The following is a 23,556-nucleotide window of genomic DNA, read 5'->3' as shown; positions in this document are numbered from 1 at the left end:
GGTGGTTGCGCAGGAAGCGGATCAGCTTGCTGTTGATGCCGCGGCAGGTGTCGCCGCCGTAGTCGGTCTCCGCGGCCACCGCCGCGGTCCCGGCCACGTCCGGTACGCCCGGTGTGCCCTCACTCATGTCCCGTCCCCCGTTCTGTCGTGCTCAGGGACATTTCCGTGCCCGGAGACATAGACGCGTGGCACCCGGCTTCCGATGCGCGTGACGATCTCGTACGCGATGGTTCCCGTGGCCTGCGCCCAGTCCTCGGCCGTCGGCTCGCCCCGGTCGCCCGGCCCGAAGAGCACCGCCTCGTCCCCCACCGTGGCTGATTCCCCGCCCAGGTCGACCACGAACTGGTCCATCGCGACCCGGCCTGCGATCGTCCGCCACTTCCCGGCGACCAGCACCGGGCCGACGCCGGAGGCGTGCCGCGGGACGCCGTCGGCGTAGCCCAGCGGGACCAGCGCGAGGGTGGTGTCGCCGGGCGTCGTGTAGTGGTGGCCGTACGAGACGCCGTGGCCGCCCGGCACGTGCTTGACCGACGCCAGCGAGGCGGAGAGCGTCATGACCGGCCGCAGCCCGAAGTCCGCCGGCGTGCCGACCTCGGGGCTCGGCGAGATGCCGTAGATGCCGATGCCGGCGCGTACCAGGTCGAAGTGCGCGTCGGGGAGCGTGAGCAGGCCCGGGGTGTTGCAGATGTGCCGGACCTCGGGCGAAAGGCCGGCCGCCGCCGCCGTCGCGAGCGCGTCGCGGAAGACGGCGAGCTGGGCGGCGATCGAGGGGTGGCCGGGCTCGTCGGCGCACGCGAAGTGCGACCAGACGCCGGTGACCTTGATCAGGCCGTCCCGCTCGGCCTCGCGGGCGGCCGCGGTGAGCTCGGCCCATTCGGCCGGCTGGCAGCCGTTGCGCCCCAGACCCGTGTCGATCTTGAGCTGGACCCGGGCGGTACGGCCGGTGGCGTGCGCGGCATGGGAGACCTCGTGCAGCGCCCACATGCCGCTCACGGACACGTCGATGTCCAGCATGACGGCCTTCCGCCACGGGCCGCCCGGCGTCCACAGCCACGCCATGAGGCGGCCGGTGTCGCCCGCCTCGCGCAGCTGGAACGCCTCCTCGGGGAGCGCGGTGCCCAGCCATTCGGCGCCGGCCTCGCGGGCCGCCGCGGCGCACTGCAGCGCGCCGTGGCCGTAGCCGTCGGACTTCACCACGGCCATCAGCTGCGCACCTGAAGCACGCGCCTTGAGGGCACGCACATTCGACCTCAGGGCGGTGAGGTCGATGGCGGCCCGGGCGCGCGTTGCTCTCTCAGTCATCGCCTTCAGTGTCTCAGGCCCCGCCCCGGAGCAGCTGTCGACCGCCTCTTGGGGGCGTCATGTGCCCGGTTTCTTGCCCCATACGAAGACGCTGTCGTCCTTCCTGAGCGTGTTCCACAGCTTCTCCGCGTGCCGCTGCCGCAGGTTCACGCAGCCGTACGAGCCGGGCGGGCTGTAGATGTTGGCCGTGATGCCGTGGAATGCCTGACCGCCGTCGAAGAACTGACTGAACGGCATGGGCGAGTGGTAGATCGTGGAGAAGTGGTCGCGGTGCTTCCAGTAGACGTGGTGCGTGCCGGTGCGGGTCGGGTAGCCCTTGCGGCCGGTGCGGACGGGCGCCGGGCCGAAGATGACCTTGTCGTGGTTCTGTACCCACATGAGCTGGCGGGTCAGGTCGACGCAGGCCACGCGCGGCGCCCAGTGCTCGCCCTTCTTGCGCATCCGCGGCACGGGGCAGCGCTTGTCGGCGTTCGGGTCGGCCTTCGCCTCGGCGAGCCGGACGACGCCCCCGGTCACCGGGCCGGTGAAGCCGTTGGCCGGGGTGATGTTGTTCTTCTCCTGGAAGGCGCGGATGACCTTGCAGTCCGCCGGTGACTGCTTGCCGTCCACCTTGAGCTTCAGGTAGCGCTCCACCTGGCGCTGGTACGGGCCGGTGGAGGTCGAGCACGCCTGCGGTGCCGCGGGGGCCGCGGCGGGCGCCACCGCGCCGCCCGGGGCGCGCTGGATCACCTCGGCGGGCGGTACGTACTCCACCAGGGCGTCGCCCCCGGCGTCCGGCGCGCGGCCGGGGGGCGGGTCCTCCTCGGCGCGCGCCGTCATGTCCGGCGGCTGCGCCTGGTCGGGCGTGTCCTGCGGCGGCCCGCCCCCGGGCGTGTCGGGGACGCCCGGTACGAGGTCGGTCTCGGCGACCGGCGCGGGGCGTTGCGGGCCCGGAGGCGCCGGGCCGTCGACGGCGGTCCCGGGAGCGGCGGCGAGCGTCAGCAGCGTGGCGGTGCCGGTGGCCGCGGCCAGCAGGCCCGCGAGATAGCGGTTCATACGTTCATCTGTCCCGCGCGGGCGGCGCCCTGCCACCCGGGCGCGGCCAGGTTCGCCCTGGTGGGTCGGATTCTTCGGCCGGGCGGACGGTGCCCCTGGCGCGCGGCACCGCCGCACAACCGGGCGAGGCGGGGCACGGCACAACCGGATGCGGCGGCGCCGCGCCCACAGGGTGAGACTGGGGGGCATGAGGACTGCTTACAGCGTGGAGAAGGTGCGGGCGGCGGAGCGGGACCTGATGGCGCGGCTGCCGGACGGCGCCCTGATGCAGCGGGCAGCGGCGGGCCTCGCGGTGGCCTGCGCGGACCTCCTGGGGCGGGTGTACGGGTCCCGGGTGGTGCTGCTGGTGGGCAGCGGCGACAACGGCGGCGACGCCCTGTACGCGGGCGCCCGGCTGGCCCGCCGGGGCGCCGGGGTGCGCGCGGTGCTGCTGGCCCCGGAGCGGGCGCACCAGGGCGGTCTGGCGGCCCTCCGTGCCGCGGGCGGCCGGGTGTCGGCCGATGCGCGGGCCGACATCGGCCGCGCCGACCTCGTCGTGGACGGCATCGTGGGCATCGGCGGCACGGGCGGGCTGCGGCCCGAGGCGGCGGAGCTGGCCGAGGCGGCACGCGCCCGTACCGTCCTGGCGGTGGACCTGCCGAGCGGGGTGAACGCGGACACCGGGGAGGTGGCCGGGGCCGCCGTCCGCGCGGACGCGACGGTGACGTTCGGCGCGTACAAGCCGGGGCTGCTGATCGACCCGGCGCGCGAGTACGTGGGCGCGCTGCGGCTGGTGGAGATCGGCCTGGACCTGCCGGGCGAGGCGGACGTGGCGGCGCTCCAGCACGCCGACGTGGCGGCGCTGCTGCCCGTCCCGGCGGCGGACAGCGACAAGTACCGGCGCGGCGTGGTCGGCGTGGTGGCGGGCTCGGCGCGCTATCCGGGCGCCGCGGTACTCGCGGTATCGGGAGCGCTGCGCGGCGGCGCGGGCGCGGTCCGGTACGTGGGCCCCGGCGGCGACGCGGTGATCGCCGCGCACCCGGAGACGCTGGTGCACGCCGGGCCGCCCTCGAAGGCGGGCCGCGTGCAGGCGTGGGTGATCGGCCCCGGCCTGGGCGACAACGAGGCGGCGATGGCGGACGTACTGGACTCCGACGTGCCGGTACTGGTCGACGCGGACGGGCTGCGTTACCTGGACCCGGAGCGGCTGCGCGCCCGTACGGCGCCGACGCTGCTCACCCCGCACGCCGGCGAGGCCGCGGCCCTGCTGGGCGTGGCGCGCGAGGAGGTGGAGTCGGCCCGGCTGCACGCCGTACGGGAGCTGGCTTCCCGGTACGGCGCGACGGTGCTGCTCAAGGGCTCGTCGACGCTGGTCGCCGATCCGGAGACGGCCACCGTACGCGTCAATCCCACGGGCACCGGCTGGCTGGCCACGGCGGGCAGCGGTGACGTGCTCTCGGGGCTGGCCGGTTCGCTGCTGGCCACGGGCCTCGCGCCGCGGGACGCGGCATCGGCGGGCGCGTATCTCCATGGGCTGGCGGCGCGTCAGGCGGCGAATGCGGGTACGCCACTGACCGCGTGCGACGTGGCCGAGGCCCTGCCGGGGACGTGGCTGTCGGTGACCGCCTAGGCGCGCCCCCAGGGGCGGAGGGGTTACTCACCCCTCCGCGATCACCACCGCCGAAGCCACCCCCGCGTCATGGCTGAGCGAGACGTGCCACGAGCGGACCCCGCGCTCCGCCGCGGCCGCGGCCACCGTGCCCCACACCCGCAGCCGGGGCTGGCCGCTCTCCTCGACGTACACCTCGGCGTCCGTCCAGTGCAGGCCGCGCGGCGCGCCCAGCGCCTTGGCCAGCGCCTCCTTCGCGGCGAACCGGGCCGCGAGGGAGGCGACCCCGCGCGGCTCGCCGCCGGGCAGGTACCGCTCGCTGTCGACGAAGAGCCGGTCCAGCATCTGGGGCGTGCGCTCCAGCGCGGCGGCGAACCGGTCGATCTCGGCGACGTCGATGCCGACCCCGATGATCATTCGACGGTCACCGACTTGGCGAGGTTGCGCGGCTGGTCGACCTCGTTGCCGCGCGCTGTGGCCAGCTCGCAGGCGAAGACCTGCAGCGGCACGGTGGCCACCAGCGGCTGCAGCAGGGTGGGCGTCACGGGGATGCGTACGAGGTGGTCGGCGTACGGCACGACCGCCTCGTCGCCCTCCTCGGCGATCACGATGGTGCGGGCGCCGCGGGCCCTGATCTCCTGGATGTTCGAGACGATCTTGTCGTGCAGCACGGAGCGCCCGCGCGGCGACGGCACGATCACCACCACCGGCAGGTCCTCCTCGATCAGCGCGATCGGCCCGTGCTTCAGCTCGCCGGCCGCGAACCCCTCGGCGTGCATGTACGCCAGCTCCTTGAGCTTCAGCGCGCCCTCCAGGGCCACCGGGTGGCCCACGTGGCGCCCGAGGAAGAGCACGGTGTTCTTGCCGGCGAGGCCGCGGGCCAGCTCCCGTACCGGCTCCATCGTGCCCAGCACTTCCTCCACCTGGGTGCCGATCTCGGCCAGCTCCTTCACCACGGCCTGGATCTCGTCGCCCCACTTCGTGCCGCGCACCTGGCCCAGGTACAGCGCGACCAGGTAGCAGGCGACCAGCTGGGTCAGGAACGCCTTCGTGGAGGCGACGGCGACCTCGGGCCCGGCGTGCGTGTAGAGCACCGCGTCGGACTCGCGCGGGATGGTCGAGCCGTTGGTGTTGCAGATGGCGAGGACCTTCGCGCCCTGCTCGCGGGCGTGCCGCAGCGCCATCAGGGTGTCCATGGTCTCGCCGGACTGCGAGATGGCGACGACGAGCGTGCGGTGGTCCAGGATCGGGTCGCGGTAGCGGAACTCGCTCGCCAGCTCCACCTCGCACGGGATGCGCGTCCAGTGCTCGATGGCGTACTTGGCGATCAGCCCGGCGTGGAACGCCGTACCGCACGCCACGATGACGACCTTCTCGGCCTCGCGCAGCACCGCGTCCGGGATGCGCACCTCGTCCAGCGACAGCCGCCCGTCCGCGCCGATCCGCCCGAGGAGGGTGTCCGCGACGGCCTTCGGCTGCTCGGCGATCTCCTTGAGCATGAAGTAGTCGTAGCCGCCCTTCTCGGCGGCCGAGGCGTCCCAGTCCACGTGGTACGGGCGCACCTCGGCCGGGCGGCCCTCGAAGTCGGTGACCTGCACGCCGTCCCGGCGCACCGCGACCACCTGGTCCTGGCCCAGCTCGACGGCCTCCCGGGTGTGCGCGATGAAGGCGGCCACGTCGGAGGCGAGGAACGCCTCGTCGTCGCCGAGGCCGACGACCAGCGGGGAGTTCCGGCGCGCGCCCACCACCACGTCCGGCGCGTCGGCGTGCACCGCCACGAGCGTGAAGGCGCCCTCCAGCCGGCGGCAGACCTGCCGCATCGATTCGGCGAGGTCGCCGCAGGAGGAGAAGGACTCGGCCAGCAGGTGCGCGACCACCTCGGTGTCCGTCTCGGAGGCCAGCTCGTGGCCGCGGTCGGTCAGTTCGGCGCGCAGCGCGGCGAAGTTCTCGATGATGCCGTTGTGCACGACCGAGACCCGCCCGGAGTTGTCCAGGTGCGGATGGGCGTTGGCGTCCGTGGGGCCGCCGTGCGTGGCCCACCGGGTGTGCCCGATGCCCGTACTGCCGGCCGGCAGCGGGCGCGCCGCCAGTTCCTTCTCCAGGTTGGCGAGCTTGCCGGCCTTCTTCGCCGCCGCCAGGCCGCCGTCGGCCAGCACCGCGATCCCCGCCGAGTCGTAGCCGCGGTACTCCAGCCGCTTCAGTCCGGCCAGTACGACGTCAAGGGCCGACTGCCCGCCCACGTATCCCACAATTCCGCACATGAAGGCAGCCTACGGCGCGCGGAGATCAATACCCGGGTCCCATACGGGTCAATGCCCGCTCTCGATCCGGTCGATGGCTTCCTGCACCAGTTCGAGGAATTCCACCTCCTCGCAGCGCGGCTTGCTGCCCATCTCGTACAGCAGCAGGCAGTCCGTCAGGTCCTCGCCCAGGTCCTCGTCGGGCAGTTCGGCGAGGAGTTCGCTCTGGACGAGGCTCGCCGACTCCCCCGGAACCGGCCCCGCGTACTCCCTCTGGGCCGGAATTCTCCTGCGCTGCCGTACGTATTCGAGCAGGCGTGTCCCCATGCCCACCCCCCATTTCCTCGCGGTCGGAAGTGACGCGTTCCCCCGGGGCCGGACGCTACCGATGAATACCCGATTGGTATAGACATTCAGTATTCGGCCACCCGGTTAGACGACCGGGAACCCTCCCGGGTTGCCCCGCAGGACCACCCCGGGATGAGCGGCGGCGGACGGCTGCGGACAATGGGCGGCGTGCCCATGACGACAGAGCAGCCGCAGCAACGCCGCCGCGCCGACGCCACGCCGTACGTCGACATGACCCGCGGGGAGTGGAGCGCCCTGCGCGAGAAGACCCCGCTCCCGCTCACCGCCGAAGAGGTCGAGCGGCTGCGCGGCCTGGGCGACGTCATCGACCTGGACGAGGTGCGCGACGTCTACCTGCCGCTCTCCCGGCTGCTGAACCTCTACTTCGGCGCCACCAGCAGCCTCCGCGGCGCCCTGAACACCTTCCTCGGCGACCGGGAGGGGCACGGCGCCCAGGAGGGCACGCCGTTCGTGATCGGCGTGGCGGGCAGCGTCGCGGTCGGCAAGTCGACCACGGCCCGCCTCCTCCAGGCGCTGCTGGCCCGCTGGCCCGACCACCCGCGGGTGGAGCTGGTGACCACCGACGGCTTCCTGCTGCCCAACGCCGAGCTGCACCGGCGCGGCCTGATGTCCCGTAAGGGCTTCCCCGAGTCCTACGACCGGCGCGCCCTGACCCGCTTCGTCGCGGACGTGAAGTCGGGCAAGGCCGAGGTCAGCGCGCCGGTGTACTCACACCTGATCTACGACATCGTCCCCGGCGAGCGGCTGACCGTGCACCGCCCCGACATCCTCATCGTCGAGGGCCTCAACGTGCTGCAGCCCGCGCTGCCCGGCAAGGACGGCCGCACCCGGCTCGGCCTCGCCGACTTCTTCGACTTCTCGGTGTACGTGGACGCCCGCACCGAGGACATCGAGCAGTGGTACCTCGGCCGGTTCCGCAAGCTGCGCCAGACCGCCTTCCAGAACCCGTTCTCGTACTTCCGCAAGTACGCCCAGGTCTCGGAGGAAGAGGCACTGGAGTACGCCCGGATGAACTGGCGCACCATCAACAAGCCCAATCTGCAGCAGAATGTGGCCCCCACCCGCGGGCGCGCGAACCTCGTGCTGCGCAAGGGACCCGACCACAAGGTGCAGCGGCTGTCGCTGCGCAAACTCTGACGCCACACTCTGCCGCTCCCCGAGGAATGCCACCGTGCTGCACCTGCGCCTGATCGTCCCGGCCGACCGTACGGACGAGGTGACCGACCTCCTGGAACGCACGGTCGGCACCACCCACCTGGTCGTACTGGCCGGGGCCGCCCGCAATCCGGCCGGCGACGTCATCACCTGCGACGTGGCCCGGGAGGCCGGTGACGAAGTACTGCGGGCGCTGCGCGAGCGCGGCATCGACGAGTGCGGGTCGATCGCGGTCGAGGACATCGACCTGTCGCTGTCCAAGCGGGCCGTCCAGGCCGAGGAGGACGCGCCGGGCGAGGGCGCGGACGCGGTCCTGTGGGAACAGCTGAGCGATGCCACGCACGAGGAATCGACGCTGACCGTCACCTACATCGCGTTCCTGGCGCTGGCGACGATGATCGCGGCGTGCGGTGTGGCGCTGGACAACGCGGTACTCATCGTGGGCGCGATGGCGGTCGGGCCGGAGTTCGGCCCGCTCGCCGGGATCTGCACGGCCCTGGTCCAGCGCGCCCCGCGGCTCGTGTGGCGCTCGCTGGCCGCGCTGCTGGTGGGCTTCGCGGTCGCGATGGTGGTGACCGTGGGCTTCAGCTGGCTGATGGACGCGATGGGGCTGTTCACCAAGACGCAGGTCGAGGCCGACCGCCCCAACACGGCCTTCATCTGGCAGCCGGACCCGATGTCCTTCGTGGTGGCGTTCCTGGCCGGCATCGCCGGGACGCTCTCCCTGACCTCGGCGAAGTCGGGCGCGCTGGTGGGCGTCGCGATCTCGGTGACGACCGTACCGGCGGCGGCGAACGCCGCACTCGCCTTCCTCTACGGCGACTACGGCCAGACCTGGGGCTCCAGCAAGCAGCTGCTGGTGAACCTGGCGGGCATCGTCCTCGCGGGCACGCTGACACTGCTCGTGCAGAAGGCTCTCTGGGCCAGGCAGCGCAAATCCAGCCCGTCCGGCGTTTGAGGACGCCCGCCGCAGGCGCAACGGCGCCGCAGGGATGCAACGGACGTCCGTCCACCCGTGCGGCGCCGGAAAGTCGGCTGCTCGTCAGCCCAGCGCCGACTTCACCACGTCGGCCAGCCGCCCCGCCACGGCTCGCGCCTGCTCCAGGTCGGCCGCCTCCACCATGACGCGGACCAGCGGCTCCGTACCGGAGGAGCGCAGCAGTACCCGGCCGGTCTCGCCCAGCTCGCGCTCCGCGTCGGTCACCGCGGCCGACAGCTCGGCGGAGGTGGCCACCCGGGACTTGTCCACGTCGGGGACGTTGATGAGGACCTGCGGCAGCCGCTTCATGACGCCCGCCAGCTCGGCCAGCGAGCGGCCCGTCGCCGCCACCCGCGCCGCCAGCATCAGGCCGGTCAGCGTGCCGTCGCCGGTCGTGGCGTGGTCCAGCACGATGACGTGCCCGGACTGCTCGCCGCCCAGCGCGAAGCCCTGCGCCTTCATCTCCTCCAGGACGTACCGGTCGCCCACCGCGGTGCGCACCAGCTCGATGCCCTCGCGCTCCAGCGCCAGCTTGAAGCCCAGGTTGGACATGACCGTGGCGACCACGGTGTTCTGCCGCAGCGTGCCCGCGTCCCGCATGCCCAGCGCGAGGACGGCGAGGATCTGGTCGCCGTCGACCTCGTCGCCGGCCGCGTCCACGGCCAGGCAGCGGTCCGCGTCACCGTCGTGCGCGACACCCAGGTCGGCGCCGTGCTCGACGACCGCGGCGCGCAGCTTGTCCAGGTGGGTGGAGCCGCAGCCGTCGTTGATGTTCAGGCCGTCGGGGTCGGTGCCGATCGTGACGACCTCGGCGCCGGCCCGCGCGAACGCCTCCGGGGAGACCCGGGCCGCCGCGCCGTGCGCCCCGTCGATGACGACCTTCAGGCCGTCCAGCCGGTTCGGCAACACGCCGACCAGGTGCGCGACGTAGTTGTCGAAGCCCTCGGCGTAGTCCTTGACCCGGCCCACGCCCGCGCCGGTCGGCCGGTCCCACGGCTCACCGGCGGCGTGCCCGCGGTACATGCTCTCGATCCGGTCCTCCAGCTCGTCGGCGAGCTTGTGCCCGCCGCGCGCGAAGAACTTGATGCCGTTGTCGGGCATCGGGTTGTGGCTCGCGGAGAGCATCACGCCCAGGTCCGCGCCGAGCGCGCCGGTGAGGTACGCCACCGCCGGGGTCGGCAGCACGCCCACCCGCAGCACGTCGACGCCCGCGCTGGCCAGCCCCGCCACCACGGCGGACTCCAGGAACTCCCCCGAGGCCCGCGGATCGCGCCCGACCACGGCCACCGGCCGGTGCTCTTCGACGGTGCCGTCCCGCCCGTCACCCGACCGCTGCCCCAGCTGGACGGGGCTTCGCCCCGGCTTCTCCCTCAGCACATGCGCCGCAGCGACCGACAGCCCGAGCGCGAGCTCTGCCGTCAGATCCGCATTGGCGACGCCGCGCACCCCGTCCGTGCCGAAGAGTCGTCCCACTGGTGTCCTCCGAGTTCATGAGCTTGGACCAGACCGTTACGTCCAGGTATACGCCTATCTGGTCCCGGATAGCCGAACGCCCCGGCGGCACGGAAAGTGCCCCCGGGGCGTTCGCCAAGCTGCGCGCGAAGCGCGAATGCTGCACACGAGGCAGCGAGCGTGATTAGCGCTTGCTGTACTGCGGCGCCTTACGGGCCTTCTTCAGACCCGACTTCTTGCGCTCGACCGCACGGTCGTCGCGGCTCAGGAAGCCGGCCTTCTTCAGCGGGCCACGGTTGTTCTCCACGTCCGCCTCGTTCAGCGCACGGGCCACGCCCAGGCGCAGCGCGCCGGCCTGGCCGGAGATGCCGCCACCGGAGATGCGGGCGACAACGTCGTAGCGGTTGTCGAGCTCGAGCACCTTGAAGGGCTCGTTGACTTCCTGCTGGTGCACCTTGTTCGGGAAGTAGCCCTCGAGGGTGCGGCCGTTGATCTTCCACTGGCCGGTGCCCGGGACGATCCGGACGCGGGCGATGGCGTTCTTGCGGCGGCCCAGGCCGGCGGCCGGCTGGGGGTCGCCGAAGCGGGAGGCGAGCGACTCGGAGGTGTACTCACCCTCCAGCGGCGCCTCGGACTCGCTGGTGTACTGCTCGACCTCGGCCTCTTCGAGCGGGGTCTCGGCGGTGGTCTCAGCCACGATGCTCCTCAGATTCTCTTCGTCTTAGGGGGTGTGGCCGGACTTACTGCGCGACCTGGGTGATCTCGAACGGGACCGGCTGCTGAGCAGCGTGCGGGTGCTCGGCGCCCGCGTAGACCTTCAGCTTCGAGAGCATCTGGCGGCCCAGGGTGTTCTTCGGGAGCATGCCCTTGATGGCCTTCTCGACGGCCTTCTCGGGGTTCTTGTCGAGCAGCTCGTCGTAACGGACCGAACGCAGACCACCCGGGAAGCCGGAGTGGCGGTACGCCATCTTCTGCGAGCGCTTGTTGCCGGACAGGTGCACCTTGTCGGCGTTGATGATGATGACGAAGTCACCGGTGTCGACGTGAGGGGCGTAGACCGGCTTGTGCTTGCCCCGCAGGAGGGACGCGGCCTGAGATGCCAGACGGCCCAGGACAACGTCCTGCGCGTCAATGATGTGCCACTGGCGCTGGACATCGCCGGGCTTGGGGCTGAACGTACGCACGTTTTAGCCTTCGCTTCTAAGTGATTGGGACCTGTACTGGCCACCATGGTCGATATGCCGACACGGGCGGCTCCGGGTGACGCAACCCATTGCCTGCCGTCGGTGATCGGCCCGGTGGACCGGCGTAAGGGCCCCTCACGTGAGATAGAGCAAGCCAATACGCATAACAAACAGGCAGAATACCGGGCCTCCCCCAGGCGGGTCAAAACGCGTCCCGTACGGGGGTGCGATCCCCGCCGTCGCCGCCCCGGCGGCCCGGCCGGCCGCCCCCGCGGCCCAGGCAGACGCACGCCAGCACGGCGGTCAGCGTCCACAGCATCGCCGCGTCCTTGAAGGCCCGCCGCCTGATGTCCTCCAGGTACGGCCAGTCGAGGCCGGAGACCTGCGGTACGAGGGCGATCCAGAACCACACGGTACGGGGCGCGGCGCCCGGCACGGCGACGGACGCCAGCAGCGGGCCGAGCACGACCAGCAGGTAGTGGTCGAACGACGGGCGGGAGACGAGGAAGGCGGCGAGCAGCAGCATCGCGGCCGTCTCGACGAGCCGCAGCGGCCCCGCGTCCGCGCGCCGCCAGCGCAGGTGGGCGCAGGCCACCCCGGCCGCCGCCGCGAGCACGGCCACCCCGTAGGCCACCGGGTCCGGCAGGCCGAGGCGGGCCAGGACCGCGCCGAGCGAGGCGTCGTACGGCCGCGCGAAGACGTCCTGCCCCCGCAGCAGGAACGGCAGCGTACGGGTGAGGAACATCCCGGGCCGCGGCATCACGAGCGCGGCGAGGAGGGACACCAGGAGGGGCACTCCGATCGCCGCGGCCAGCGCCCGCCACCGCCGCGCGAACACGAACAACAGCAGTACGGGCACCAGCATCGGCTTGACCGCCAGCGCCGTCCCGATGACCGCGCCGGCCGCCGTCCAGCGCTCCCGGCGGGCCAGCAGCAGCGCCAGGGGAAATGCCACCACGGAGGCCAGCGTCCAGTTCCCGAGCGTGACGAGGTTGCGGAACGGCTGGAAGAACGGCAGCGCGGCCACCGCCAGCGCCGCGAGCCTGCTGCCCGCCGCGACCCCGAAGATCCGCAGGCTCAGCCACCAGCCCACCAGGACGAGCCCGACACCGGCCGCCGGCACCAGCCACACCAGCCAGGCCCCGGGCAGCAGCGCCTCGGGAACGGCCGCGAGGACCGCCCCCGGCAGATAGAGGAACCGCTTGTCGGCATACGGCGCCCCGCCGTCCAGCAGGGCACGCGCGGCCCGCACGGCGAAGGCGTTGTCCATCCCCAGGTGACCACCACGCCGCACGGTCGCCCAGACCACGACGGCCATCAGCCCGGCGGCCACCGCCCGCAGCGGCCAGGAAGCGGGCCGCAGCAGCCACACCGCGTGCGACGACCGCCCCTTTTCGCCCGCTGCATCCGCTACGTCCGCCACCATGCGGCCAGGCTAGAAGCCGCCGCGCTACCGCTCCCGCTCGACACGACGCTCATCCCACACCGGCTCGGACGTCTCCCGCACCCGACCATCGGAGCCGAAGACCAGATACCGGTCGAAGGACCGCGCGAACCACCGGTCGTGCGTCACCGCCAGCACCGTCCCCTCGTACGCCTCCAGCCCCTCCTGCAGCGCCTCCGCCGACTCCAGGTCGAGGTTGTCGGTCGGCTCGTCGAGGAGCAGCGCGGTGGTGCCGCCCAGCTCCAGCAGGAGGATCTGGAAGCGGGCCTGCTGGCCGCCGGAGAGGCGGTCGAAGCGCTGCTCGGCCTGGCCGCTGAGCTCGTACCGGCGCAGGGCGCTCATCGCCTTGCCGCGGTCCCTGGCGTGCTCCTGCCACAGGATGTCCAGGAGGGTGCGGCCCTCCAGCTCCGGGTGGGCATGGGTCTGGGCGAAGTGGCCCGGGACCACGCGGGCGCCCAGCTTCCACGCGCCCGTGTGCGCGACGTCCTCGCCCGCCAGGAGCCGCAGGAAGTGGGACTTGCCGGAGCCGTTGGAGCCGAGGACCGCGACCCGCTCGCCGTAGAAGATCTCCAGGGAGAAGGGCTTCATCAGGCCCGTGAGCTCCAGGTTCTCGCAGGTCACCGCGCGTACGCCGGTCCGGCCGCCGTGCAGCCGCATCGTGATGTCCTGCTCGCGCGGCGGCTCCGGCGGCGGCCCGGCCTCCTCGAACTTGCGGAGCCTGGTCTGGGCCGCGTGGTAGCGCGAGGCCAGCTCGTGGCTGTTCTCCGCGGCCTGGCGCAGATTGCGTACCAGCTTCTTCAACTGGTCGTGCTTCTCGTCCCAGCGCCTGCGCAGCTCCTCGAAGCGCGCGAACCGCTCCTTGCGCGCCTCGTGGTACGTGCCGAAGCCGCCGCCGTGCACCCACACGTCCGAGCCAGCGGGCCCCGGCTCCACGCTGACGATCTTCTCGGCGGAGCGGGCCAGCAGCTCGCGGTCGTGGCTCACGAACAGGACCGTCTTCTTGGTCTCGCGCAGCCGCTCCTCCAGCCAGCGCTTGCCGGGGACGTCCAGATAGTTGTCCGGCTCGTCCAGCAGCAGCACCTCGTCCGTGCCGCGCAGCAGCGACTCCAGGACCAGGCGCTTCTGCTCACCGCCGGAGAGCGTGCGCACCTGCCGCCACTGCGCCTTCTCGTACGGGACGCCGAGCGCGGCCATCGTGCACATGTCCCAGACCGTCTCGGCCTCGTAGCCGCGCGCCTCGGCCCAGTCGCTGAGCGCCTGCGCGTACGCCATCTGCGCGGCCTCGTCGTCGACCGTCATCACCGCGTGCTCCGCGTCGTCCACGGCCTTCGCCGCCGCCCGCAGCCGCGGCTGGGACACCGACACCAGCAGGTCCCGCACCGTCCGGTCGTCCCGCACCGAGCCCACGAACTGCGGCATCACTCCGAGCCCGCCGCTGACCGTCACCGCGCCGCCGTGCGGCTGCAGCTCCCCCGCGATCAGCTTCAGCAGCGTCGTCTTGCCCGCGCCGTTCGCCCCGACCAGCGCGACCGTGGCGCCTTCCCCCACCCGAAAGGACACATCGCCCAGCAGGACCCGCCCATCGGGCAGGTAGTACTCCAGGTGTCCGGCTTCCACATGTCCCATGCGGGGATTGTCGGCCCCTGACACCACGCGGAACAAACGGGTTTCCCCGGCGACCGTCCGTGCGCTCCGGAGGCCACCGCCCGTACTCCCCCGTAGGCCGCCGCTCACCCGCCCGCGAAGGTCCGTCTGTGACCTGTGCGCATTAGGATGCGCGCCATGAGCTTTGGGCAAGGGGGGCCGTACGGCCCCGGGGGTTCGGGTCCGTCCGCTCCGTCCACACCGGACTGGGCCGCGCTGGCGGAGGAGAGTGAGTCACGCGGGAAGCGCAAGCGGCTGCTGATGATCGGCGGCGGCGTCCTGGCCACCCTCGCGGTGGCCGGCATCGTCGCCACCGCCGTGATCACCAGTAATGGCGGCAGCAACAAGCCGAACGCCCTGCCCTCGCCCCAGAAGCTCCCCGACGAGCCGGCCGATCCCAAGCCGACCTTCTCCGACGTCACCGTCCCCCCGCCGCCGGACCCGATGGACTACATCACCGACGCCGGGAAGGACACCGCGCCGCTCACCACCGCCTCGCTCTTCCCCGAGAAGCAGCTGACGGCCGGCGGCCGCGTCTACCCGAAGGCCACGACCGGCTCCACCGGCAGCTGCACGAGCGTCGCGCAGGGCGGCCTCGGCCCGGTCCTGGAGAAGCACGGCTGCGAGAAGCTGCTGCGCGCCACCTTCTCCCGGGAGGGTGTCGCGGTCACGGTCGGCATCGCCCGCTTCGACACGAAGGCCGCGGCGACCGCGGTCAAGAACGAGTACAAGAACAACCTCGCCGCGCTCTCCGGCGGCAAGGTCGCCCCGTTCTGCCAGGCCACCGCCTGCCGGACGTCGGCGAACGCGGCCGGCCGGTACGCGTACTTCACGATCGCCGGCTACCTCAACGGCAAGGCCGTCGTCGGCAGCGAGACCCAGGCCCTGCAGGCGAGCCGGGACGGCGCCGCGTACGCCTGGAACCGGATCATGCAGCGCGGCCGCGACCAGGCCGACGCGGCGGCGAAGAAGCAGCTCAAGGACTGAGGTACTGACGGGGCGGGGCCCGCGGCCCCGCCCCCCCCGGGCTCAGCAGCAGCCCGCGCCCGGCAGCGTCCGCTTGTTCCGCGCTTCCTTGTTGCGGGCCGCAAGCAGCTCGTCGGCCGGGTAGCCGACCTCCTCCAGCGTCAGCCCGTGCGGCCGTACGACGTGCACCGCCGAGTCCCGCACGCCCGCCGCGAGCACCTTGCCCGGCCACTCCACGGGCCGGTGCCCGTCGCCCACGAACAGCAGCGCGCCCACCAGCGACCGCACCATGTTGTGGCAGAACGCGTCCGCCTTCACGGTCGCCGTGACGATCCCGTCCGCGTCCCGCTCCCAGCTCAGCTTCTGGAGCGTACGAATGGTCGTCGCGCCCTCGCGCCGCTTGCAGTACGCCGCGAAGTCGTGCTCCCCCAGCAGCGGCTGCGACGCCTCGTTCATCGCCGCCACGTCCAGGTCCCAGTCGTGCCACAGCACGTGCCCGCGCAGCAGCGGGTCGACGCCGCCGGGGTGGTCGGTGACCCGGTACGCGTACCGGCGCCAGATCGCCGAGAACCGGGCGTTGAACCCGGCCGGGGCCTCGGCCACCCGCCAGATCCGTACGTCCTTCGGCAGCCGCCCGGCGAGCCGCCGCCGCAGCTTGTCGCCGTGCTCGGCCCACAGCTCCTGCGGCAGGTCGACGTGGGCCACCTGGCCGCGCGCGTGCACGCCCGCGTCCGTCCGCCCCGCCACGGTCAGCTCGTACGTCTCCTGCGCCCGCGTCACGGTCCGCAGCGCGTCCTCGATCTCCTGCTGGACCGTCCGCCGCTCCCGCTGCTTGGCCCAGCCGGAGAAGTCCTTCCCGTCATAGGAAAGGTCCAGCCGCACCCGCACGTACCCGGGCTCCACCTCATCGCTCACGCGACCATCCTCTCAAGCGAAAGGGCCCGCCCCCCGAGGGGAGCGGGCCCGTTCAACGGCCTTGATCAGGCTCAGGCGTCCTTGGACTCCTCGGCCGGGGCCTCGGCGGCCTCGTCCTTGGTCTCCTCGGCCTTGGCGGCCTGGTCGGCCTCCTTCACCGCGCGCTTGGTCGCGGCCTCGGCCTCGTCGACGGTGGCCTTCTTGGCGATCTCGCCCTCGACCAGCTCGATGACGGCCATCGGGGCGTTGTCGCCACGACGGTTGCCGATCTTGGTGATACGGGTGTAGCCACCCGGACGCTCGGCGTAGCGCGGCGCGATCTCGGTGAACAGCGTGTGCACGATGCTCTTGTCCGTGATCGTGGCCAGCACCAGGCGACGGTTGTGGATGTCGCCCTTCTTCGCCTTGGTGATCAGCTTCTCCGCGACGGGGCGCAGGCGGCGGGCCTTGGCCTCGGTCGTGGTGATGCGGCCGTGCTCGAACAGCGACTTCGCGAGGTTCGCGAGCAGCAGACGCTCGTGCGCGGCGCTGCCGCCCAGACGGGCACCCTTGGCGGGACGCGGCATGGTGTTTCTCCTCTGTGTCTGCCCCAGCCGTATCAGGTACCGGGGTCAGTATCCGAGCGGGCGGTCGCCCGTCGGAGACCCGCGCCCCGTAAGGGGCGCGGGGAACTGCGCGACCAGGCACAGCCGATCCGCAGCAAAATCAGACCATCAGGCCCGAGCTCTCAGTACTGCTCGGTCTCGACGAAACCCGCATCCGCGTCATCATCGGCGCCAAAGGCGTCAGCCGCGGCGGTCGGGTCGAAGCCGGGAGGCGAGTCCTTCAGCGCCAGGCCCATGCCGGCCAGCTTCGCCTTGACCTCGTCGATCGACTTCGCACCGAAGTTGCGGATGTCGAGCAGGTCGGCCTCGGAGCGGGCGACGAGCTCACCCACGGAGTGGATGCCCTCGCGCTTGAGGCAGTTGTACGACCGAACGGTGAGCTCCAGCTCCTCGATCGGCAGCGCCAGGTCGGCGGCCAGGGCGGCGTCCGTGGGGGACGGGCCCATGTCGATGCCCTCGGCGTCGATGTTGAGCTCGCGCGCCAGACCGAACAGCTCGACCAGGGTCTTACCGGCGGACGCCATGGCGTCACGCGGGCGCATGGCCTGCTTGGTCTCGACGTCGACGATCAGCTTGTCGAAGTCGGTGCGCTGCTCGACACGGGTCGCCTCGACCTTGTACGTGACCTTGAGCACGGGGCTGTAGATGGAGTCGACCGGGATACGGCCGATCTCCTGGCCCACCTGCTTGTTCTGCACGGCGGAGACGTAGCCGCGACCGCGCTCGACGGTCAGCTCCATCTCCAGCTTGCCCTTGCCGTTCAGCGTGGCGAGGACCAGGTCGGGGTTGTGCACCTCGACACCGGCCGGCGGGGCGATGTCCGCGGCGGTGACCAGGCCGGGGCCCTGCTTGCGCAGGTACATCACGACCGGCTCGTCGTGCTCCGAGGAGACGACCAGCTGCTTGATGTTCAGGATGAGGTCGGTGACGTCCTCCTTGACGCCCGGCACGGTGGTGAACTCGTGCAGGACACCGTCGATCCGGATGCTGGTGACCGCGGCACCGGGGATCGAGGAGAGGAGCGTACGACGCAGAGAGTTGCCGAGGGTGTAACCGAAGCCCGGCTCCAGCGGCTCGATCACGAACCGGGAGCGGTACTCGTCGACGACCTCTTCGGTCAACGAGGGACGCTGAGCGATCAGCATGTTTTTGATCCTTCAGTCGTGGACGCCCGCTATTTGACGCCCGCTGTACTACAAGGGTACGGGCGGTACGGCCCAAAAGTGCCGTACCGCCCGCGACCGCAAGCCCTACTTACTTGGAGTAGAGCTCAACGATCAGCTGCTCCTGCACCTGGGTGTCGATCACCTGGCGCTCGGGCAGCGAGTGCACGAGGACGCGCAGCTTCGAGGGGACCGCCTCCAGCCAAGCCGGGACGGTCCGGTCGCCGGCCTCGGCCTGAGCCACCTGGAAGGGGGTCATGGTGCGAGACTTCTCGCGGACCTCGATGATGTCGTTCGCGGCGACGCGGGCCGACGGGATGTCGGTCTTGCGGCCGTTCACGGTGATGTGGCCGTGGCGGACCAGCTGACGGGCGTGGTCGCGGGACTTCGCGAAGCCCGCACGGTAGACCACGTTGTCCAGACGGGACTCAAGGATGCGCAGAAGGTTCTCACCGGTCTTGCCGGACTTCTGGTTCGCCTCCTTGTAGTACCCGAGGAACTGCTTCTCAAGGACACCGTAGATACGGCTGCACTTCTGCTTCTCGCGCAGCTGCAGCAGGTACTCGCTGTCCTTGGTGCGCCCGCGACCGTGCTCACCCGGGGGGTAAGGACGGATCTCGATCGGGCACTTCGCGCTCTCGCACTTGCTCCCCTTGAGGAAGAGCTTCTGCTTCTCCCGACGGCAACGCTTGCAGTCGGCCCCGGTGTAACGCGCCATATTCTTGTGTCTCCTACTTCAGCTGGTCAGACGCGGCGGCGCTTGGGCGGGCGGCAGCCGTTGTGGGGGGTCGGGGTGACGTCCTGGATCGAGCCGACCTCGAGGCCGGTGGCCTGGAGGGAGCGGATCGCGGTCTCACGGCCGGAGCCGGGACCCTTGACGAAAACGTCGACCTTGCGCATGCCGTGCTCCTGCGCGCGGCGGGCGGCCGACTCGGCGGCCATCTGCGCGGCGAACGGAGTCGACTTACGCGAACCCTTGAAGCCCACGTGACCGGCCGAAGCCCAGGAAATCACGTTGCCGGTGGGGTCGGTGATCGAAACGATCGTGTTGTTGAACGTGCTCTTGATGTGAGCGTGCCCGTGGGCAACGTTCTTCTTCTCCTTGCGGCGCACCTTCTTGGCGCCGGCCGTACGGCCCTTCGGAGGCATTCATTACTCCCGTGGAGGTGGTCGGTCCTACAGCGAAGACCGCTGATAAGCGTCCGCTGAGGACTACTTCTTGCCCGGCTTCTTCTTGCCGGCGATCGCGCGACGCGGGCCCTTACGGGTACGAGCGTTCGTGCTGGTGCGCTGACCGTGGACGGGCAGGCCACGACGGTGGCGCAGGCCCTGGTAGCAGCCGATCTCGACCTTGCGGCGGATGTCGGCCTGAATCTCGCGACGGAGGTCACCCTCGGTCTGGAGATTCGCGTCCACGTACTCGCGGATCTTGACCAGGTCCTCTTCGGGAAGGTCACGAACGCGGGTGTTCGGGTCGACATTGGCAGCGGCGAGGGTCTGCTTCGCCAGCGTGCGGCCAATGCCGAAGACGTAGGTGAGGGCAACCTCCACGCGCTTTTCGCGCGGGATGTCAACACCTGAAACGCGTGCCATCGAATGGCTCCTGTGTTGTTTCGGGGGTCTGCCACAGAGCCGCTCCCGGCCGCCGACCGCTCTTGCGTGAAAGGCAGTGGTACGTCCTGGGTCCCCGGCCCCCGCCGGAGGTGTCGTCAGCCATTACGGCTCGACGGGCTCTGCGTATGTACGTGTGCTCGCGTCGCGCGAAGAACTGCGGGAAGTGCAGGTCGTGCGTCAGCCCTGGCGCTGCTTGTGGCGCAGGTTGTCGCAGATGACCATGACCCGGCCGTGGCGGCGGATCACCTTGCACTTGTCGCAGATCTTCTTGACGCTCGGCTTGACCTTCATGGGGTGAGGTTCTCCGGGTCAGTGCCGTACGCCCCACGGGAGCGGGGCAGCGGCAAGATCTACTTGTAGCGGTAGACGATCCGCCCACGCGTCAGGTCGTACGGAGACAGCTCCACCACGACCCGGTCATCCGGGAGGATACGGATGTAGTGCATCCGCATCTTGCCGCTGATGTGCGCGAGGACCTGGTGACCGTTCTGAAGCTCCACCTTGAACATCGCGTTCGGGAGGGACTCGATCACGGTGCCCTCGATTTCGATGGCACCTTGCTTCTTGGCCACGCTTCGCCCTTCGAATCGGCTACCTTGATCAGCTCTCGTGCGATTCACCCGATTCCCGCATCCGGGGACGCAGGCATACGGATGCACGAGATCCGACGCGTCAGTCTACGTCAGCGCACTCGAAAAGACGAATCCACGATTATTGCCCAGCCACGTAGATCGTTACGCCAGAGGATCGGGAGCGGTTTCGATGCCGGCCCCCCTCTTGATGCCGCTCTCGCGGGCTCGGCGCCTGGGGCGCCTCACGGGCTTCGAGCGGCTGCGCCGGCCTCCGACCGACGGCTCCTCGTTCACGCCAGCGGATCGGGAGCCGTTTCGATGCCGTACTCGGCGAGCTTCGCCTTGCCGCCGTCGGGCGCCGTCAGCACCAGGGGCCCCTCCTCGGTCAGCGCGACCGAGTGCTCCCAGTGCGAGGACCAGCCGCCATCGTTGGACTTCACGGTCCAGTCGTCCTCGAGGACGTGGGTCTTGGCGGTGCCGAGGTTGACCATCGGCTCGATGGCGATGCAGAAGCCGGGGACCAGCTTCGGGCCGCGGCCGCGCTTGCGGTCGACGTAGTTCAGCAGGTGCGGGTCCATGTGCATCTGCGATCCGATGCCGTGGCCGCCGTAGTCCTCGACGATGCCGTACTTGCTGGAGGAGGCCGGGCGCGGCTGGCGCTTGATGTAGCCCTCGATCGCCTTGGAGATGTCCACCAGGCGGTTGCCCTTGCGGACCGCGGCGATGCCGGCCCACATCGACTCCTCGGTCACCCGGCTGAGCTCGACCAGCTCAGCGGAGTGACCGGAGCCCACGAAGGCCGTGTACGCGGCGTCGCCGTGCCAGCCGTCGACGATCGCGCCGCAGTCGATGGAGATGATGTCGCCGTCCTGCAGGACGGTGTCAGCGGAGGGGATGCCGTGCACGACCACGTCGTTCACCGACGTGCAGATCGTCGCGGGGAAGCCGCCGTACCCGAGGAAGTTCGACTTCGCGCCGTGCTCGGCCAGCACCTTGCGCGCGGCGTCGTCCAGGTCCTTGGTGGAGGCACCGGGCACCGCCACCTCACGGGTGGCGGCGTGGATCGCGGCGACGACCAGCCCCGCCTCGCGCATCTTCGCGATCTGCTCCGGGGTCTTGATCTCCACCATTGGCCCTTCCTTTGCGGCTGAACCGCCGCCGCTCTCGCGGAGGTGGCCGATCGCCGTCGTGGTTCCTCGATTAACGGTTGCCGTTACCACGGTACCCGGACGTGATTCGGCCGCGGCGCCCATCAGGGCGCCGCGGCCGTCTCGGAGAGTGCTCCCGCGGTTACGCGGCCTGGCGCTCCAGGGCCGCCATCGCGCGCTGCGTGACCTCTTCGACCTTCCCGAGGGCCGGGATGGTCACCACGAGGTCCTGCGCCTTGTAGTAGTCGATGATCGGCTCGGTCTCCGTGTGGTAGACCTCCAGCCGCTTGCGCACCGTGTCCTCACGGTCGTCCTCGCGCTGGTACAGCTCGCCGCCGCAGATGTCGCACACGCCGGGCGTCTTCGAGGGGCTGTACTCGACGTGGAAGATGTGCTTGCCGTCCTTGCGGCACATCCGCCGGCCGGAGATGCGCTTGACGACCTCGTCCTCCGGGACCTCCAGGTCCAGCACCGCGTCCAGCGTCTGGTCCGCGTCCTTGAGGATGCCGTCCAGCGCCTCGGCCTGCGCCAGGTTCCGCGGGAAGCCGTCCAGCAGGAAGCCGCCGGTGGCGTCGGACTGCTCCATGCGGTCCTTGGCCATGCCGATCGTGACCTCGTCCGGCACCAGGTTCCCAGCGTCCATGAACGCCTTCGCCTGCTTGCCGAGGTCGGTGCCCTGGCTGATATTGGCGCGGAACAGGTCACCCGTGGAGATGTGCGGGATGGCGAGGTTCTCGGCGAGGTACGCAGCCTGCGTACCCTTGCCTGCCCCAGGAGGACCGACGAGGACGATTCGCATCAGCGGAGGAACCCTTCGTAGTTACGCTGCTGAAGCTGGCTCTCGATCTGCTTCACGGTCTCCAGACCCACACCCACGATGATCAGGATGCTCGTCCCGCCGAAGGGGAAGTTCTGGTTCGCGTTGAAAAGCACCAACGCCACTGTCGGCACCAGCGCGATCAGACCCAGATACAGCGAGCCCGGCCACGTGATCCGGTTGAGCACGTAGCTGAGGTACTCGGCCGTCGGGCGACCAGCCCGGATACCCGGGATGAAGCCACCATACTTCTTCATGTTGTCGGCAACTTCTTCGGGGTTGAAGGAGATGGCGACGTAGAAGAAGGCGAAAAACACGATCAGCAGGAAGTACGTAACGATGTAAACCGGCCCATCTCCGCGCTGGAAGTGTGTCTGAAGCCACGTGGCCCAGCCTGCCTTCGAGCCGCTGAACTGCGCGATGAGCGCAGGGATGTAGAGCAGCGACGACGCGAAAATGACAGGAATCACACCTGCCTGATTCACCTTGAGCGGGATATAGGTGGACGTTCCGCCGTACGAACGACGACCGATCATCCGCTTGGCGTACTGCACGGGGATCCTGCGCTGGGCCTGCTCGACGAAGACCACCAGCGCGATCATCGCGAGTCCGATCGCGATCACGGAGCCGAATTCGATCCAGCCGTCGGCGAGCTTGCCGGACACCTTGATCTGCCACAGCGCGCCCGGGAATCCGGAGGCGATCGAGATGAACATCAGGATCGACATGCCGTTGCCGATGCCGCGGTCGGTGATGAGCTCACCCAGCCACATGACGACGCCGGTGCCGGCGGTCATGCAGATGACCATCGTGACGGTCGTGAAGATGGCCGGGTCGGGAATGATTTCGTTGCGCAGGGTGCAGGTGCTGAAGAGCGCGCCGCTGCGGGCGGTGGCCACCAGACCGGTGCCCTGCAGGATCGCGAGCGCCACGGTGAGGTACCGGGTGTACTGCGTGATCTTCGCCTGCCCGGACTGCCCCTCCTTCTTCAGGGCCTCCAGCCGTGGGATCACCACGGTGAGCAGCTGAAGGATGATGCTCGCCGTGATGTACGGCATGATCCCGAGCGCGAAAAGTGTGATCTTGAGCAGCGCACCGCCGCTGAACATGTTCACCAGGCCGAAAAGCCCACTACCGGAGCCGGCCTGCTTCATGCAGGTCTCGACGTTGGAGTAGTTCACTCCAGGAACCGGTACGTGCGCCCCGAGCCGATAGACCAGCACGATGCCCAGCGTGAACAGCAGCTTCTTGCGCAGGTCGGGCGTCTTGAACGCTCGGGCGAACGCGGTGAGCACGGTGCCTCCTGCGCCCCCCGCCTCGTGGGCGAGAGGTGACGGTCTTGAGGATCTACGAATACTGAGCGG

25 protein-coding genes are annotated in these 23,556 nt (G+C 70.6%); 4 read left to right on the top strand and 21 right to left on the bottom strand.

All coding sequences use genetic code 11. The features are described 5' to 3' along the window. Window positions 1-123 precede the first annotated feature (123 nt). Together alr and ABT381_RS10230 are read right to left on the bottom strand one after the other, a co-directional pair. Complete coding sequence (gene alr / locus ABT381_RS10235) at window positions 124-1,302, bottom strand: alanine racemase (protein WP_351590623.1); 1,179 nt, start codon at window positions 1,300-1,302, stop codon at window positions 124-126. 57 nt (window positions 1,303-1,359) lie between these two features. Beyond that, window positions 1,360-2,337: a L,D-transpeptidase gene (locus ABT381_RS10230; RefSeq protein ID WP_351590620.1), complete on the bottom strand. Its 978-nt coding sequence runs from the start codon at window positions 2,335-2,337 to the stop codon at window positions 1,360-1,362. A 187-nt stretch (window positions 2,338-2,524) separates the two neighbouring features. Here ABT381_RS10230 and ABT381_RS10225 point away from each other — a divergent pair, with 187 nt between their 5' ends. After that, on the top strand, window positions 2,525-3,946 hold the full coding sequence (locus tag ABT381_RS10225) for an NAD(P)H-hydrate dehydratase (protein ID WP_351590617.1): 1,422 nt from the start codon (window positions 2,525-2,527) through the stop codon (window positions 3,944-3,946). Between the two features lie 27 nt (window positions 3,947-3,973). Here the strand turns inward: ABT381_RS10225 and ABT381_RS10220 are convergent, their stop codons facing one another. Genes ABT381_RS10220 through ABT381_RS10210 form a run of 3 tightly spaced genes read right to left on the bottom strand, consistent with a single transcriptional unit; the run spans window position 3,974 to window position 6,492 of the window. After that, window positions 3,974-4,342: a holo-ACP synthase gene (locus tag ABT381_RS10220; protein ID WP_351590614.1), complete on the bottom strand. Its 369-nt coding sequence runs from the start codon at window positions 4,340-4,342 to the stop codon at window positions 3,974-3,976. Next, the gene (gene glmS, locus ABT381_RS10215; protein ID WP_351590611.1) at window positions 4,339-6,186 is read right to left on the bottom strand and encodes a glutamine--fructose-6-phosphate transaminase (isomerizing); all 1,848 of its coding nucleotides are present in this window, start codon (window positions 6,184-6,186) and stop codon (window positions 4,339-4,341) included. The genes ABT381_RS10220 and glmS overlap by 4 nt, the downstream gene beginning before the upstream one ends. A gap of 48 nt (window positions 6,187-6,234) precedes the next feature. Further along, entirely contained in the window at window positions 6,235-6,492 is a 258-nt protein-coding gene (locus ABT381_RS10210; protein WP_351590608.1) for a hypothetical protein, read from the bottom strand. A 189-nt stretch (window positions 6,493-6,681) separates the two neighbouring features. Between ABT381_RS10210 and coaA the strand changes: the two genes are divergently transcribed. Together coaA and ABT381_RS10200 are read left to right on the top strand one after the other, a co-directional pair. Then, window positions 6,682-7,671 carry a type I pantothenate kinase gene (coaA, locus tag ABT381_RS10205; RefSeq protein ID WP_351590605.1) on the top strand — a complete coding sequence of 330 codons (990 nt, stop codon included), beginning with the start codon at window positions 6,682-6,684 and terminating at the stop codon, window positions 7,669-7,671. 34 nt (window positions 7,672-7,705) lie between these two features. Then, window positions 7,706-8,647, top strand: a complete 942-nt coding sequence (locus ABT381_RS10200) for a DUF389 domain-containing protein (RefSeq protein WP_351590602.1) — start codon at window positions 7,706-7,708, stop codon at window positions 8,645-8,647. Between the two features lie 84 nt (window positions 8,648-8,731). Here ABT381_RS10200 and glmM read toward each other — a convergent pair whose 3' ends face one another. From glmM to ABT381_RS10175, 5 genes are all read right to left on the bottom strand, one after another. Next, window positions 8,732-10,141 carry a phosphoglucosamine mutase gene (gene glmM, locus ABT381_RS10195; protein WP_351590599.1) on the bottom strand — a complete coding sequence of 470 codons (1,410 nt, stop codon included), beginning with the start codon at window positions 10,139-10,141 and terminating at the stop codon, window positions 8,732-8,734. Between the two features lie 163 nt (window positions 10,142-10,304). Then, window positions 10,305-10,817: a 30S ribosomal protein S9 gene (gene rpsI / locus ABT381_RS10190; RefSeq protein ID WP_351590596.1), complete on the bottom strand. Its 513-nt coding sequence runs from the start codon at window positions 10,815-10,817 to the stop codon at window positions 10,305-10,307. A gap of 43 nt (window positions 10,818-10,860) precedes the next feature. Continuing rightward, window positions 10,861-11,304: a 50S ribosomal protein L13 gene (gene rplM, locus ABT381_RS10185; protein ID WP_030619882.1), complete on the bottom strand. Its 444-nt coding sequence runs from the start codon at window positions 11,302-11,304 to the stop codon at window positions 10,861-10,863. Between the two features lie 202 nt (window positions 11,305-11,506). Then, window positions 11,507-12,730: a glycosyltransferase 87 family protein gene (locus ABT381_RS10180; RefSeq protein WP_351590591.1), complete on the bottom strand. Its 1,224-nt coding sequence runs from the start codon at window positions 12,728-12,730 to the stop codon at window positions 11,507-11,509. 24 nt (window positions 12,731-12,754) lie between these two features. After that, window positions 12,755-14,374: an ABC-F family ATP-binding cassette domain-containing protein gene (locus ABT381_RS10175; protein ID WP_351590588.1), complete on the bottom strand. Its 1,620-nt coding sequence runs from the start codon at window positions 14,372-14,374 to the stop codon at window positions 12,755-12,757. A 156-nt stretch (window positions 14,375-14,530) separates the two neighbouring features. On the opposite strand from ABT381_RS10175, the gene ABT381_RS10170 reads away from it, so the two are divergent. Then, complete coding sequence (locus ABT381_RS10170; protein WP_351590585.1) at window positions 14,531-15,379, top strand: hypothetical protein; 849 nt, start codon at window positions 14,531-14,533, stop codon at window positions 15,377-15,379. Between the two features lie 42 nt (window positions 15,380-15,421). On the opposite strand, the gene truA is transcribed toward ABT381_RS10170, so the two are convergent. The 11 genes from truA to secY form a co-directional block, all read right to left on the bottom strand. Beyond that, the gene (gene truA / locus ABT381_RS10165; RefSeq protein WP_351590582.1) at window positions 15,422-16,273 is read right to left on the bottom strand and encodes a tRNA pseudouridine(38-40) synthase TruA; all 852 of its coding nucleotides are present in this window, start codon (window positions 16,271-16,273) and stop codon (window positions 15,422-15,424) included. Window positions 16,274-16,344: 71 nt separating this feature from the next. Further along, window positions 16,345-16,839, bottom strand: a complete 495-nt coding sequence (rplQ, locus tag ABT381_RS10160; RefSeq protein WP_351590579.1) for a 50S ribosomal protein L17 — start codon at window positions 16,837-16,839, stop codon at window positions 16,345-16,347. A 161-nt stretch (window positions 16,840-17,000) separates the two neighbouring features. Then, window positions 17,001-18,023: a DNA-directed RNA polymerase subunit alpha gene (locus tag ABT381_RS10155; RefSeq protein WP_003956430.1), complete on the bottom strand. Its 1,023-nt coding sequence runs from the start codon at window positions 18,021-18,023 to the stop codon at window positions 17,001-17,003. A 109-nt stretch (window positions 18,024-18,132) separates the two neighbouring features. Then, window positions 18,133-18,759, bottom strand: coding sequence for a 30S ribosomal protein S4 (gene rpsD / locus ABT381_RS10150; protein WP_351590576.1), 627 nt, complete (start codon window positions 18,757-18,759; stop codon window positions 18,133-18,135). A 26-nt stretch (window positions 18,760-18,785) separates the two neighbouring features. After that, the gene (gene rpsK, locus ABT381_RS10145; RefSeq protein WP_004571845.1) at window positions 18,786-19,190 is read right to left on the bottom strand and encodes a 30S ribosomal protein S11; all 405 of its coding nucleotides are present in this window, start codon (window positions 19,188-19,190) and stop codon (window positions 18,786-18,788) included. A 63-nt stretch (window positions 19,191-19,253) separates the two neighbouring features. Then, window positions 19,254-19,634, bottom strand: a complete 381-nt coding sequence (rpsM, locus tag ABT381_RS10140) for a 30S ribosomal protein S13 (RefSeq protein WP_351590573.1) — start codon at window positions 19,632-19,634, stop codon at window positions 19,254-19,256. A 198-nt stretch (window positions 19,635-19,832) separates the two neighbouring features. Then, window positions 19,833-19,946, bottom strand: coding sequence for a 50S ribosomal protein L36 (rpmJ, locus tag ABT381_RS10135; RefSeq protein ID WP_003956441.1), 114 nt, complete (start codon window positions 19,944-19,946; stop codon window positions 19,833-19,835). A 59-nt stretch (window positions 19,947-20,005) separates the two neighbouring features. Continuing rightward, on the bottom strand, window positions 20,006-20,227 hold the full coding sequence (gene infA, locus ABT381_RS10130) for a translation initiation factor IF-1 (protein WP_030262853.1): 222 nt from the start codon (window positions 20,225-20,227) through the stop codon (window positions 20,006-20,008). Between the two features lie 290 nt (window positions 20,228-20,517). Then, the gene (map, locus tag ABT381_RS10125) at window positions 20,518-21,357 is read right to left on the bottom strand and encodes a type I methionyl aminopeptidase (protein WP_351590569.1); all 840 of its coding nucleotides are present in this window, start codon (window positions 21,355-21,357) and stop codon (window positions 20,518-20,520) included. Between the two features lie 160 nt (window positions 21,358-21,517). Then, window positions 21,518-22,174 carry an adenylate kinase gene (locus ABT381_RS10120; RefSeq protein WP_351590566.1) on the bottom strand — a complete coding sequence of 219 codons (657 nt, stop codon included), beginning with the start codon at window positions 22,172-22,174 and terminating at the stop codon, window positions 21,518-21,520. After that, the gene (secY, locus tag ABT381_RS10115; RefSeq protein WP_351590564.1) at window positions 22,174-23,487 is read right to left on the bottom strand and encodes a preprotein translocase subunit SecY; all 1,314 of its coding nucleotides are present in this window, start codon (window positions 23,485-23,487) and stop codon (window positions 22,174-22,176) included. The genes ABT381_RS10120 and secY overlap by 1 nt, the downstream gene beginning before the upstream one ends. Window positions 23,488-23,556 lie beyond the last annotated feature (69 nt).

Origin of the sequence: Streptomyces sp. NPDC000151 (assembly GCF_040301705.1) — a bacterium.
In the GTDB taxonomy this organism is placed as follows: Bacteria; Actinomycetota; Actinomycetes; order Streptomycetales; family Streptomycetaceae; genus Streptomyces.
Note: the sequence above shows the minus strand (reverse complement) of the source record. Positions and strands in the feature narration are given on the sequence as shown.

Bases quoted from the DNA above. Each gene is read 5' to 3' on its own strand.
- alr (WP_351590623.1), bottom strand. From the start codon at position 1,302: ATGACTGAGAGAGCAACGCGCGCCCGGGCCGCCATCGACCTCACCGCC.
- ABT381_RS10230 (WP_351590620.1), bottom strand. From the start codon at position 2,337: ATGAACCGCTATCTCGCGGGCCTGCTGGCCGCGGCCACCGGCACCGCC.
- ABT381_RS10225 (WP_351590617.1), top strand. From the start codon at position 2,525: ATGAGGACTGCTTACAGCGTGGAGAAGGTGCGGGCGGCGGAGCGGGAC.
- ABT381_RS10220 (WP_351590614.1), bottom strand. From the start codon at position 4,342: ATGATCATCGGGGTCGGCATCGACGTCGCCGAGATCGACCGGTTCGCC.
- glmS (WP_351590611.1), bottom strand. From the start codon at position 6,186: ATGTGCGGAATTGTGGGATACGTGGGCGGGCAGTCGGCCCTTGACGTC.
- ABT381_RS10210 (WP_351590608.1), bottom strand. From the start codon at position 6,492: ATGGGGACACGCCTGCTCGAATACGTACGGCAGCGCAGGAGAATTCCG.
- ABT381_RS10180 (WP_351590591.1), bottom strand. From the start codon at position 12,730: ATGGTGGCGGACGTAGCGGATGCAGCGGGCGAAAAGGGGCGGTCGTCG.
- ABT381_RS10175 (WP_351590588.1), bottom strand. From the start codon at position 14,374: ATGGGACATGTGGAAGCCGGACACCTGGAGTACTACCTGCCCGATGGG.
- ABT381_RS10170 (WP_351590585.1), top strand. From the start codon at position 14,531: ATGAGCTTTGGGCAAGGGGGGCCGTACGGCCCCGGGGGTTCGGGTCCG.
- rplQ (WP_351590579.1), bottom strand. From the start codon at position 16,839: ATGCCGCGTCCCGCCAAGGGTGCCCGTCTGGGCGGCAGCGCCGCGCAC.
- ABT381_RS10155 (WP_003956430.1), bottom strand. From the start codon at position 18,023: ATGCTGATCGCTCAGCGTCCCTCGTTGACCGAAGAGGTCGTCGACGAG.
- rpsD (WP_351590576.1), bottom strand. From the start codon at position 18,759: ATGGCGCGTTACACCGGGGCCGACTGCAAGCGTTGCCGTCGGGAGAAG.
- rpsK (WP_004571845.1), bottom strand. From the start codon at position 19,190: ATGCCTCCGAAGGGCCGTACGGCCGGCGCCAAGAAGGTGCGCCGCAAG.
- rpsM (WP_351590573.1), bottom strand. From the start codon at position 19,634: ATGGCACGCGTTTCAGGTGTTGACATCCCGCGCGAAAAGCGCGTGGAG.
- rpmJ (WP_003956441.1), bottom strand. From the start codon at position 19,946: ATGAAGGTCAAGCCGAGCGTCAAGAAGATCTGCGACAAGTGCAAGGTG.
- map (WP_351590569.1), bottom strand. From the start codon at position 21,357: ATGGTGGAGATCAAGACCCCGGAGCAGATCGCGAAGATGCGCGAGGCG.
- ABT381_RS10120 (WP_351590566.1), bottom strand. From the start codon at position 22,174: ATGCGAATCGTCCTCGTCGGTCCTCCTGGGGCAGGCAAGGGTACGCAG.